The sequence below is a fragment of the Aromatoleum petrolei genome, assembly GCF_017894385.1.
Classification (GTDB): Bacteria; Pseudomonadota; Gammaproteobacteria; order Burkholderiales; family Rhodocyclaceae; genus Aromatoleum; species Aromatoleum petrolei.
In genome coordinates, this window is sequence record NZ_CP059560.1 from 4,248,014 (window position 1) to 4,260,079 (window position 12,066).

9 protein-coding genes, 2 tRNA genes and 3 rRNA genes are annotated in these 12,066 nt (G+C 59.6%); 10 read left to right on the top strand and 4 right to left on the bottom strand.

All coding sequences use genetic code 11. The features are described 5' to 3' along the window. Window positions 1-5: 5 nt before the first annotated feature. Window positions 6-962 (bottom strand): histone deacetylase family protein, encoded by a 957-nt coding sequence (locus ToN1_RS19410; protein WP_169205752.1) that lies wholly within the window; start codon window positions 960-962, stop codon window positions 6-8. Window positions 963-1,365: 403 nt separating this feature from the next. Here ToN1_RS19410 and ToN1_RS19415 point away from each other — a divergent pair. From ToN1_RS19415 to ToN1_RS19440, 6 genes are all read left to right on the top strand, one after another. Then, window positions 1,366-2,901: ribosomal RNA gene (locus tag ToN1_RS19415) — 16S ribosomal RNA — on the top strand. 71 nt (window positions 2,902-2,972) lie between these two features. Then, window positions 2,973-3,049 (top strand) — tRNA-Ile (locus tag ToN1_RS19420). An 11-nt stretch (window positions 3,050-3,060) separates the two neighbouring features. After that, window positions 3,061-3,136, top strand: a tRNA-Ala gene (locus ToN1_RS19425). Window positions 3,137-3,416: 280 nt separating this feature from the next. Next, window positions 3,417-6,300: ribosomal RNA gene (locus ToN1_RS19430) — 23S ribosomal RNA — on the top strand. 87 nt (window positions 6,301-6,387) lie between these two features. Further along, a 5S ribosomal RNA gene (gene rrf / locus ToN1_RS19435) occupies window positions 6,388-6,501 on the top strand. The 16S, 23S and 5S rRNA genes sit together here with 2 tRNA genes alongside, the layout of an rRNA operon. A gap of 187 nt (window positions 6,502-6,688) precedes the next feature. Further along, on the top strand, window positions 6,689-7,261 hold the full coding sequence (locus ToN1_RS19440; RefSeq protein WP_169208681.1) for a hypothetical protein: 573 nt from the start codon (window positions 6,689-6,691) through the stop codon (window positions 7,259-7,261). A gap of 165 nt (window positions 7,262-7,426) precedes the next feature. Here ToN1_RS19440 and ToN1_RS19445 read toward each other — a convergent pair whose 3' ends face one another. From ToN1_RS19445 to flgA, 3 genes are all read right to left on the bottom strand, one after another. Continuing rightward, a complete protein-coding gene (locus ToN1_RS19445) occupies window positions 7,427-7,900 on the bottom strand; it encodes a flagella synthesis protein FlgN (protein ID WP_210147867.1) in 474 nt (157 codons plus the stop codon). Between the two features lie 5 nt (window positions 7,901-7,905). After that, a complete protein-coding gene (flgM, locus tag ToN1_RS19450) occupies window positions 7,906-8,202 on the bottom strand; it encodes a flagellar biosynthesis anti-sigma factor FlgM (RefSeq protein WP_169208683.1) in 297 nt (98 codons plus the stop codon). 86 nt (window positions 8,203-8,288) lie between these two features. Continuing rightward, a complete protein-coding gene (gene flgA, locus ToN1_RS19455; RefSeq protein ID WP_169208684.1) occupies window positions 8,289-9,008 on the bottom strand; it encodes a flagellar basal body P-ring formation chaperone FlgA in 720 nt (239 codons plus the stop codon). Window positions 9,009-9,246: 238 nt separating this feature from the next. Between flgA and flgB the strand changes: the two genes are divergently transcribed. From flgB to flgE, 4 genes are read left to right on the top strand one after another with little or no spacing between them, the layout of a single operon-like run. Further along, the gene (flgB, locus tag ToN1_RS19460; protein ID WP_169208685.1) at window positions 9,247-9,651 is read left to right on the top strand and encodes a flagellar basal body rod protein FlgB; all 405 of its coding nucleotides are present in this window, start codon (window positions 9,247-9,249) and stop codon (window positions 9,649-9,651) included. A 17-nt stretch (window positions 9,652-9,668) separates the two neighbouring features. Then, window positions 9,669-10,073, top strand: coding sequence for a flagellar basal body rod protein FlgC (flgC, locus tag ToN1_RS19465; RefSeq protein ID WP_169132577.1), 405 nt, complete (start codon window positions 9,669-9,671; stop codon window positions 10,071-10,073). 16 nt (window positions 10,074-10,089) lie between these two features. After that, window positions 10,090-10,767 (top strand): flagellar hook assembly protein FlgD, encoded by a 678-nt coding sequence (locus tag ToN1_RS19470; protein WP_169208686.1) that lies wholly within the window; start codon window positions 10,090-10,092, stop codon window positions 10,765-10,767. 36 nt (window positions 10,768-10,803) lie between these two features. Beyond that, the gene (gene flgE / locus ToN1_RS19475; RefSeq protein ID WP_169208687.1) at window positions 10,804-12,063 is read left to right on the top strand and encodes a flagellar hook protein FlgE; all 1,260 of its coding nucleotides are present in this window, start codon (window positions 10,804-10,806) and stop codon (window positions 12,061-12,063) included. The last annotated feature ends 3 nt before the right edge of the window (window positions 12,064-12,066 follow it).

Here is a 12,066-nt window from a genome sequence, read left to right on the forward strand (position 1 = left end):
CGTTCCTAAGGGCGAGGCGGCGCGGAACTGCGTGCCGTTCGCCCGCGCACGGCTGCTTGCAGTGCAGGAGAGAAGCGGGCCGCCGTCGCGATCGTTGCCGCGTGGATGGCGACAGTGTCCTCGATGATTCGCGCGTACCCGCCTGCCATCGCGATCGCCACCGGCGTGCCGTGGTCCACGCACCATCGCAGGACCATCTCGTCGCGGGCAGCCAGTCCCTCGAAACTAAGCCCGAGCCGTCCCAGGCGATCGTCGCGATACGGATCGGCGCCGGCAAGATAAATCGCCAGATCCGGCTTCATCGCCTCGAGAATCTCCTCCAGACCGCCGCCGAGCGCCGCGAGATAGGTCGCATCGCCGGTCCCGTCCGGGAGTTCGATGTCGAGGGTGGATCTCGCCTTGCGGAAGGGAAAATTCTTCTCGCCATGGATACTCAGCGTGAACGCATCCGGATCGCCGGACAGGATTGCGGCAGTACCGTCTCCCTGATGTACGTCGCAGTCGATGATCGCCACGCTCCGTGCCCGGCCTTCCGCCCGCATTGACAGCGCCGCGATTGCCGCGTCGTTGAACACACAGAATCCCGAGCCGAAGTCGCGGTGGGCGTGATGCGTTCCACCGGCGAGATTCGCAGCGCAGCCCTCGACCAGCGCCTGCCTGCAGGCGGCCAGCGTCGCCCCTGCCGAGCGTCGCGAGCGCTCCACCATCTGCCGGGACCATGGAAAACCGATCCTCCGCTGCTCCGCCTGATCCAGAGTTCCATGCACGACGCCGTCGAGGTAGATCGCATCGTGCGCCCGCAGGATGTCCGAGTCGCCGGCGGCTGGCGGAACGACAAAGTCGTCCGGTGAAAACCCGCCACTGCGCATCAACTGCTTGCGGAGAAGAGAATACTTTTCCATCGGAAAGCGGTGACCCTCAGGCAGGGGGAGGACGAAATGGTCGGCATAGAACAGTTTCACGAGACAGTTCCTCGACGGGTTGCGAATTGAGCACAGTACTAACGTGTCTGATATGTCGAAATAGAGCATGGCGCAAAAAGCGCTTGACGGCTTAATTAGGGTCTATATAATTCGCGCCTCTTCAGCGCTGCGGCGGATTGTCCGGGGCGGCTGGAGGAGAAAGAGAAGCGGGTGTTGCGGCGGCGAGTTGGAAAAAAGTTTGCTGCGGTGCTTGACGAAGTGAAGCAAGTTTGTCAGAATCTCTTTCTCGCTGCTTCGGCAGCGGTTCTTTAAAAAATTGGACAACCGATAAGTGTGAGTGCTTGGTTGGCGCGACCGAAACTGCTTCGGCGGTTTTAATGTTGCAAAGATTGAGTGCTCAACAGTAAGTCAGTAATGATTTCTTTGAGTGCTTTGTTGGATTGAACTTAAGAGTTTGATCCTGGCTCAGATTGAACGCTGGCGGCATGCTTTACACATGCAAGTCGAACGGCAGCGGGGGCTTCGGCCTGCCGGCGAGTGGCGAACGGGTGAGTAATGCATCGGAACGTGCCCAGTCATGGGGGATAACTACGCGAAAGCGTAGCTAATACCGCATACGCCCTGAGGGGGAAAGCGGGGGATCGCAAGACCTCGCGTGATTGGAGCGGCCGATGTCGGATTAGCTAGTTGGTGGGGTAAAGGCCTACCAAGGCGACGATCCGTAGCGGGTCTGAGAGGATGATCCGCCACACTGGGACTGAGACACGGCCCAGACTCCTACGGGAGGCAGCAGTGGGGAATTTTGGACAATGGGGGCAACCCTGATCCAGCCATGCCGCGTGAGTGAAGAAGGCCTTCGGGTTGTAAAGCTCTTTCAGACGGAAAGAAAACGCTTCCCCTAATACGGGAGGTGGATGACGGTACTGTCAGAAGAAGCACCGGCTAACTACGTGCCAGCAGCCGCGGTAATACGTAGGGTGCGAGCGTTAATCGGAATTACTGGGCGTAAAGCGTGCGCAGGCGGTTGTGTAAGACAGGTGTGAAATCCCCGGGCTTAACCTGGGAACTGCGCTTGTGACTGCACAGCTAGAGTACGGCAGAGGGGGGTGGAATTCCACGTGTAGCAGTGAAATGCGTAGATATGTGGAGGAACACCGATGGCGAAGGCAGCCCCCTGGGCCGATACTGACGCTCATGCACGAAAGCGTGGGGAGCAAACAGGATTAGATACCCTGGTAGTCCACGCCCTAAACGATGTCGACTAGTCGTTCGGAGAGGTAACTCACTGAGTGACGCAGCTAACGCGTGAAGTCGACCGCCTGGGGAGTACGGCCGCAAGGTTAAAACTCAAAGGAATTGACGGGGACCCGCACAAGCGGTGGATGATGTGGATTAATTCGATGCAACGCGAAAAACCTTACCTACCCTTGACATGCCTGGAATCCTTGAGAGATCAGGGAGTGCCTTCGGGAGCCAGGACACAGGTGCTGCATGGCTGTCGTCAGCTCGTGTCGTGAGATGTTGGGTTAAGTCCCGCAACGAGCGCAACCCTTGTCGCTAATTGCCATCATTTAGTTGGGCACTTTAGCGAGACTGCCGGTGACAAACCGGAGGAAGGTGGGGATGACGTCAAGTCCTCATGGCCCTTATGGGTAGGGCTTCACACGTCATACAATGGTCGGTACAGAGGGCTGCCAAAGCGCGAGCTGGAGCCAATCCCTTAAAGCCGATCGTAGTCCGGATCGTAGTCTGCAACTCGACTACGTGAAGTCGGAATCGCTAGTAATCGCAGATCAGCATGCTGCGGTGAATACGTTCCCGGGTCTTGTACACACCGCCCGTCACACCATGGGAGTGGGTTTCACCAGAAGTAGGTAGCTTAACCTTCGGGAGGGCGCTTACCACGGTGAGATTCATGACTGGGGTGAAGTCGTAACAAGGTAGCCGTATCGGAAGGTGCGGCTGGATCACCTCCTTTCAAGAGACAGGTCCGCTGTCCGAGTACTCACAACTTATCGGTTGTTCAGGCAAGAGCCTCGAGTCTGACGAGGGTCTGTAGCTCAGCTGGTTAGAGCACCGTCTTGATAAGGCGGGGGTCGTTGGTTCGAACCCAACCAGACCCACCACCGGATCCTGAGGGGGATTAGCTCAGCTGGGAGAGCACCTGCTTTGCAAGCAGGGGGTCGTCGGTTCGATCCCGTCATCCTCCACCATCGTTTCGATGGGCAGCGACAGGGGCTCGCGAGTAGGGCTAAGCAGTGCGCACGGGGTGCGTAGTGCTTAGGCCTAGTGCCAGTGTTCTTTAACAAAGTGGAAGAAGTAAAGTGTGCGATCTTCGTTGCGCTGTGTCAGCGGCGCGTGAAGACGAAGATCGAACATGGGTTGTGTGATTGCATTGTCGTCATCGACGCTTTGAACCAGCGGTCGGTGGCGGCGCACAAGCGTGAGTTCGCCTATGACGTGGATCCCTGGCGACAGGGTCCAGGGTTATAGGATCAAGCGACTAAGTGCATGTGGTGGATGCCTTGGCGATCACAGGCGATGAAGGACGTGCAAGCCTGCGAAAAGCGGGGGGGAGCTGGCAATGGAGCTTTGATCCCCCGATGTCCGAATGGGGAAACCCACTCCTTTTGGAGTATCCCTGGCTGAATACATAGGCCAGAGGAGGCGAACGCGGCGAACTGAAACATCTAAGTAGCCGCAGGAACAGAAATCAACCGAGATTCCCCAAGTAGTGGCGAGCGAACGGGGAGCAGCCTGCACGACTAAACCATTTACTTAGCAGAACGGTCTGGAAAGTCCGACAACACAGGGTGATAGTCCCGTATGCGAAAAGTAGGTGGCGGGTCTGAGCGTGCGACAAGTAGGGCGGGACACGAGAAATCCTGTCTGAAGATGGGGGGACCATCCTCCAAGGCTAAATACTCGTGATCGACCGATAGTGAACCAGTACCGTGAGGGAAAGGCGAAAAGAACCCCGGGAGGGGAGTGAAATAGATCCTGAAACCGCATGCATACAAACAGTGGGAGCCTCCTTGTGGGGTGACTGCGTACCTTTTGTATAATGGGTCAGCGACTTACGTTCAGTAGCGAGCTTAACCGAATAGGGGAGGCGTAGGGAAACCGAGTCTGATAAGGGCGACATAGTTGCTGGGCGTAGACCCGAAACCGGATGATCTATCCATGGCCAGGATGAAGGTGCCGTAACAGGTACTGGAGGTCCGAACCCACTAATGTTGAAAAATTAGGGGATGAGCTGTGGATAGGGGTGAAAGGCTAAACAAATCCGGAAATAGCTGGTTCTCCCCGAAAACTATTTAGGTAGTGCGTCGTACGGACACTTGCGGGGGTAGAGCACTGTAATCGTTGGGGGGGTCACTGCGATCTACCCCGCGATAGCAAACTCCGAATACCGCAAAGTGATATACGGCAGACAGTCCTGGGGTGCTAACGTCCTGGGACAAGAGGGAAACAACCCAGACCGCCAGCTAAGGTCCCAAATACATGGCTAAGTGGGAAACGAAGTGGGAAGGCATAGACAGCTAGGAGGTTGGCTTAGAAGCAGCCACCCTTTAAAGAAAGCGTAATAGCTCACTAGTCGAGTCGTCCTGCGCGGAAGATGTAACGGGGCTCAAGCCATGAACCGAAGCTGCGGATCTCGAAAGAGATGGTAGGGGAGCGTTCCGTAAGCCTGCGAAGGTGTCTCGAGAGGGATGCTGGAGGTATCGGAAGTGCGAATGCTGACATGAGTAGCGATAAAGGGTGTGAAAAGCACCCTCGCCGAAAGCCCAAGGTTTCCTGCGCAACGTTCATCGACGCAGGGTGAGTCGGCCCCTAAGGCGAGGCAGAAATGCGTAGTCGATGGGAAACGGGTCAATATTCCCGTACCGGTTTTAGATGCGATGGGGGGACGGAGAAGGTTAGGTCAGCCGGGTGTTGGACGTCCCGGTTTAAGCGTGTAGGCGTGCCCCGTAGGCAAATCCGCGGGGCTGAGCCAAGGCGTGATGACGAGGTCTCTTCGAGACCGAAGTGATTGATACCATGCTTCCAGGAAAAGCCTCTAAGCTTCAGTCTAAAATCGACCGTACCGCAAACCGACACAGGTGGGCAGGAAGAAAATTCTAAGGCGCTTGAGAGAACTCAGGAGAAGGAACTCGGCAAATTGATACCGTAACTTCGGGAGAAGGTATGCCCCATTAGCTTGTAGGAGTACATCCGAAGGGCGAAGGGGCCGCAGAGAATCGGTGGCTGCGACTGTTTATTAAAAACACAGCACTCTGCAAACACGAAAGTGGACGTATAGGGTGTGACGCCTGCCCGGTGCCGGAAGGTTAAGTGATGGGGTGCAAGCTCTTGATCGAAGCCCCGGTAAACGGCGGCCGTAACTATAACGGTCCTAAGGTAGCGAAATTCCTTGTCGGGTAAGTTCCGACCTGCACGAATGGCGTAACGATGGCCACACTGTCTCCTCCTGAGACTCAGCGAAGTTGAAATGTTTGTGAAGATGCAATCTCCCCGCGGCTAGACGGAAAGACCCCATGAACCTTTACTGTAGCTTTGCATTGGACTTTGACGGGACTTGTGTAGGATAGGTGGGAGGCTTTGAAGCGGTGACGCCAGTTGCCGTGGAGCCAACCTTGAAATACCACCCTGGTGTCGTTGAGGTTCTAACCTGGGCCCGTGAATCCGGGTCGGGGACCGTGCATGGCAGGCAGTTTGACTGGGGCGGTCTCCTCCCAAAAGGTAACGGAGGAGTACGAAGGTCGCCTAGGTACGGTCGGACATCGTACTGATAGTGCAATGGCAAAAGGCGGCTTGACTGCGAGACCGACAAGTCGAGCAGGTGCGAAAGCAGGTCATAGTGATCCGGTGGTTCTGTATGGAAGGGCCATCGCTCAACGGATAAAAGGTACTCTGGGGATAACAGGCTGATTCCGCCCAAGAGTTCACATCGACGGCGGAGTTTGGCACCTCGATGTCGGCTCATCACATCCTGGGGCTGTAGCCGGTCCCAAGGGTATGGCTGTTCGCCATTTAAAGTGGTACGTGAGCTGGGTTTAAAACGTCGTGAGACAGTTTGGTCCCTATCTGCCGTGGGCGCTGGAAGTTTGAGAGGACCTGCTCCTAGTACGAGAGGACCGGAGTGGACGTACCCCTGGTGTACCGGTTGTGACGCCAGTCGCATCGCCGGGTAGCTAAGTACGGAAGAGATAACCGCTGAAAGCATCTAAGCGGGAAACTCGCCTCAAGATGAGACTTCCCCGGGGCCTCGAGCCCCCTGAAGGGTCGTTGAAGACCACAACGTTGATAGGTCGGGTGTGGAAGCGCAGTAATGCGTTAAGCTAACCGATACTAATTGCCCGTGAGGCTTGATCCTATAACCCTGGATCACAGCGAACTCAACACGCCATACAATCACACACCCCACACACTCCCTACTTCTCCCCTTTGTGACCCCTTACAGTCTGACGACCATAGCGTCCCGGAACCACTCCTTCCCATCCCGAACAGGACAGTGAAACAGGACCGCGCCGATGATAGTGCTCTCCTTGAGTGCGAAAGTAGGTCATCGTCAGACTAACTACAATAAAAACCCGCTGACCTCAGGTCAGCGGGTTTTTGCGTTAACGATGTGTCGCGTGTTCGGCACCGGCGCAAGTTGGTGTATGTTGTTGTCAACCTCCGCTAGGCCTCCGTGCGTTGCCCTGAACCGGTGCCGGAGGATTTGTGGCCCACGAATCTGACCAATTTCGAGGAGATAGACGATGCAACCATTCCGTTTGCGCAAGGCGCAAGTCATAGTCGCGCTGCTTGCGGGTCTGTTGGGATGTGGTTTCGTGTATGCGGAGAAGCCCGATCACGCGGGTGGAGGCAGTAAGGGCGGACACCAGGAGCGTGGTGACAAGGGGCACGGCGGGAAGGGGGCAGGGCAGCCGAAGGTCGAGCGGGACGGAAGGGGATCCGCGGATCGGGATGGCCGGGATCGCGTTGTACGTTCGCGCGATGATGGCGGACGCCATGTGGTGACTCGGTTTGAGACGCGCGAGCGGACGGTGATCCGCGAGTATTTCGCTCGCGAAGGCGTTTCGGGAAAGTGTCCTCCCGGGCTTGCCAAAAAGGGCAATGGCTGTATGCCGCCCGGGCAGGCAAGAAAGTGGTCGGTGGGGCGGACGTTGCCGCGGGATGTCGTGTATTACGATCTGCCGCCTGCGCTCGTCGTTGAACTCGGGGTTCCACCTGCAGGGCACAAGTTTGTCCGCGTTGCGGGGGATATCCTGATGATTGCGATTGGTACGAGCATGGTCGTGGATGCAATCGAGGATCTGGGCGGGCTCTGAGAAGGCGGGCGAGCCGTACGGGGATTACCTGTTGAAGGTCGTTCGGATTTGACCGACGGCGGCGCGGAGAGTGCGCCGATTTTGCGTTGCCGTAGGAGGGGAAGGGCACGTCGCAGGTAGCGAGGGCTCGCCAGGGCGATCTCCGCCGTGCCCTTTGCCTTTTATTCAGGCGCTGCCGAGATGCCGGCCGCCGCTGCTGGGGCGGGCGATGCCGGCGGCGTCGTAGAGCTGCGGCTTCCGGGCGGCTTCGAGCAGGATCGACATGGCGGCCTGATTGTGCTGGAGGCGCTCGGAGATCAGCTTGCCGTTCAGTTCGTTGCGGGCCTGCGCATCGCGTGCGAGCGTGTGAATTTCATCCCAGCGCCTGATCGTGTCGGGCAAGGGCTGGCACACGTTGCGGATCGCCGCATCGGTGTTCGGCCGACGCAGCTTGCCAAGCAACAGGGCGCGGTCGTTGTGGATGCGCTGCAGCTGGTGAAAGCGCTCGGTCTTTTCGCGGGTGAGGACGAGGAGGCCGTCGGCATCGCCGGCGAGAAGCAGGGCTTCCTCGCGTTCAAGCAGCGCAAGGAAGCCGCGCAACAATACTGCCTCGCTGTCGATCAGCTGGACGAGCCGTTGAAGTTCGGGTTGCAGGCTCACGGACACTATTTCTGCGCGTCTAGCATCTGGCGCACACTGTCGATGAGTCCGTCGGCGATGCGGTTGGCGTCGATCTTGAAGCGTCCTTCGCTGATCGCCTGACGGATTTCATCGACACGGCCGCGGTCGATCTCGGGGGTCGAGGCCATCGCGGCTTCGGCCTTGTTGAGGCTCGACGATAGCGAGGACAGTTCGACCTTTTCATTCGCCGCGGTGGCGACCGTCGTGCTGGCCGGACGTTTTTCGCGGGCCTCTGCCACGGGGGCGGAACCCGGCGGTTTGAGCGTTCCTTCGATTTTCATGGCGCTACTCCCATTAAGCGGTCTCTGATCGTGTTTACGACCGCCGGGGCGAAAACTTTAGGCAAATATTTCGACGGGTTGCGAGATCAGAAATCGAGCTCGACGACGCCGTCGCCACGCGCTTTGCCCGAGACAACCTGGCCGCTCCCGAGTCGCACGCGGACGGGTTCTCCTGCGGCCGCGGCATTGAGCGCGCGTCCTTCATTGGTGACGGTAAAGCCGCTACCGGTTCCGATGACCTTGACGTTCTGGCCCTGCCGCACCGTTTGCGGCAGGCGGAGCATGTCGGTCCGCAGCGTATTGCCTGCGGCGATGGTGAAACGGGCGTTGTGGCCGACCGCCTGAGTCATGTCGGTGAGGGTGTTGGGGGCTTCGGCGGCGAGATCTCCGCTGCGGCGCTCAAGATCTGTCGGTGCGATCACCTGGCCGGCACGGATCGGACGTGCGGCAACCAGGTAGTCGCTGACGACGGAGATCTGTGCAGGCACATAGATCGTCCAGACGACGGGAGAGTCGCAGCGGACGCCGACATTGATCCGACCCCAGGCGCGTGTACCCGGAGGGAGGAAGGGAACGAGTTCGGAGCACGCCGGGAGCTGGTTCTGCGGGTCGACCCCATCTACGGTGATTCCGACCTTGCCCGGCAGGCCCGAAGTCTGCTCGCCGAGAAACGCCATCACGGCTTGGCGGACTGGCGGCAGGGGCTGCTGTGCGGCGGCGATGCCGGCCGCGAACGTGGGGCCCAGGGCAAGCAGGGAGATGATGGCGTTGCGGAAGAAAAGTCGCATGAGTCGGTTCGAAAGCATGGGCGCATTCCACCATGCGGCCGGCCGAACGGCAACCGGCAAAGTTTTCCGCCGGCGCTTGCCGGGCGCTGCCGCCTCACTGTGGAAAGCGGCGGAATTGGCCGGTATTTGCCGGTCTTATCGCGGTTAGGGGCTTGCCGGTGCGGGACTAAGATTGCTGGCATGGAAGGTGCAATGAACCCGGTGCCGGCCGATGAAGAGCTTAACGGCCGTTGGCGACAGAACTTGAGGTGATGCCATGAAAACCCAACTCGACAGCGCGCTGCAGTTTCATCAGTCGGCACTGAACCTGCAGGCGCAGCGGCAGCAGATGCTGGCGTCGAATATCGCGAACGCGGATACCCCGAATTACAAGGCGCGCGACATCGATTTCCGCTCCGCGCTGAAGGGGGCGCTCAGTGAACGCATGGGGCCGCTCGCGTTGGCGAGCACGTCTTCGCGCCACCTCGATGTAGCGGAGCAGATGCAGTTCGGCGCCTATGTCGGGTATCGCCGCGAGTTCCAGTCCAGCGTGGACGGCAATACGGTGAACATGGACGTGGAGCGCGCCGCCTTTGCCGAGAACTCGGTGCACTACGAGGCGAGCGTGACCTTCATCAACGGCCTGCTGCGCAGCATGCAGACGGCGATCACCGGCCAGTAAGGGGAGGGTAGGCGTCCATGAGCATGTTTAATGTATTTGCGATCGCCGGGTCCGCGCTGCATGCGCAGTCGGCGCGGCTGAACGCCACGGCGTCGAACCTGGCGAATGCGGATAGCGTCGCGGGGCCGGACGGCCAGCCCTATCGTGCGAAGCAGGTGGTGTTCACCGCTGCGCCGGTGTCGGGGCCGAACAGCGTCGGCGTCACGGTTTCGAACGTCGTCGAGAGCGCGGAACCCGGGCGCCTGACTTATGACCCGAGCAATCCGGCGGCGAACGCTGAGGGCTATGTCGAGATGTCGAACGTGAATGTGGTCGAGGAGATGACCAACATGATTTCGGCCTCACGCGCCTACCAGAACAACGCGGAAGTGATGAACACGGCGCGCACCTTGCTGCAGCGGACGCTGCAGATCGGCCAGTAAGGTTTGAGGAGCGATCATGGCAACGGTGAATAACAACGTGTCCGCTGCGGCCGAGTCGGCATTGGCCTTGCTCGGGCGCAAGGACAGTGCTTCGTCGAAGGACGAGGTGGATAGCCAGGGGCGCTTCCTGACGCTGCTGACGGCGCAGTTGAAGAACCAGGATCCGATGAATCCGCTCGACAACGCCCAAGTGACTTCGCAGCTCGCGCAGATCAGCACGGTCGATGGCATCGAGCGGCTCAACACGATGCTGACCCAGATCCTTGAGGGTCAGCAGTCTTCCGAGTCGATGCAGGCGGCGTCGCTGGTGGGGCGTGGCGTGCTGGTTCCGGGCTCGGGCCTGAAGCTGGGCGACGCGGGGTCGATCGGCGGCTTTGCGCTCGACGTGCCGGCCGATGCGGTGACGATGCACATCAAGGATGCGCAGGGCCTGGAGGTGGCGGCGGTGGACTTGGGTTCCTTCGATGCAGGGACGCACAACTTCCAGTGGGACGGCACGACGCTCGACGGTAGCCGCGCAGCGAACGGCAAGTACAAGGTGAGCATCGAGGCGGTGACCGGCGGCAAGCCGATTACGGCGGAAGCCCTCGAATTCGGTGCGGTGACCAGCGTGGTGCGCGGCACCAAGGGTACCGATCTGCAGGTTGGGGACATGGGCATCTTCAAGATGTCCGATGTCCGGCAGATCGTTTGAAGAATTGTTTGAGATCGAGTTTCCAGGGAGACGGCCATGGCTTTCCAGCAAGGTTTGAGCGGACTTAACTCGTCAGCAAAGGCCCTCGATGTCATCAGCAACAACGTCGCGAACGCGAATACGGTCGGCTTCAAGGCGGGGCGCGCGGAGTTCTCCGACGTGTTCGCGGCGGCGCTGAATGGCGCTGCGGCCGGCGTGCAGGTGGGTATCGGTTCGGCGATTGGGGCGGTGACGCAACTGTTCTCGCAGGGGAACATCACGACGACGAACAATCCGCTGGACGTCGCGATCAACGGCAACGGCTTCTTCCGCATGTCCTCGCCGGATGGGTCGATTGCCTACTCGCGCAACGGGCAGTTCGATGTGAACAAGGACGGCTTCATCGTCAATTCGCAGGGCTTCCAGCTCACCGGTTACGCGGCGACGAACGGCGTGATCCTGACCGGGGGCGAGCCGCAGCGCCTGCAACTCGATTTCTCCGACGTGCAGCCGAATCCGTCTTCGCAGATGACGCTAGCGATGAACTTTGACTCGCGCGAGCCGATCTCGCCGTCCTTTGACGTAACCAACCCGACACCGCTCGACCGCACGAACACGGCTGCGGGGGGGTACAACTTCTCGACTTCGGCGACCGCCTACGACACGCTGGGCAACGCGCATACACTGACCTTCTTCTTCCAGAAGACCGCTGCGGGCACGTGGGATGGGTTCTACCAGGTCGATGGCACGGGCGACGCGATCGCGATTCCGGCGCCGGGCTCGCCGCTGCAGTTCGACACCGCTGGCACGATGACTGCGGGTGGCCAGTTCGACCTCACCTTCCCGGAGTTTGCAGGCACCGGCGCTTCGGCAACGCAGACGATCAGCTTCGATTTGGCGGATTCGTCGCAGTTCGGTAGCGCGTTCGGCGTCAATACGCTGCGCCAGGACGGTTTCGCGTCCGGTCGCCTGACCGGCATCACGATCGGCGACGACGGCGTGATCCTCGGGCGCTACAGCAACGGTCAGAGCCGCGATCTCGGCCAGGTGGTGCTGGCGAACTTCCAGAGCCCCAACGGATTGTTGTCGCTGGGTGGCAACCTGTGGGCGGAGTCGCCGGATTCGGGCCAGCCGATCGTCGGCGTGCCGGGCAGCGCGAACCTCGGTTTGCTGAACGCGGGTTCGATCGAGGAGGCGAACGTGGACCTCACGGCGGAACTGGTCCAGCTCATCGTGCAGCAGCGCGCCTACCAGGCCAATGCGCAGTCGGTGCGCGCCCAGGATCAGATCCTGCAGACGCTGGTGAACCTGCGCTGATCG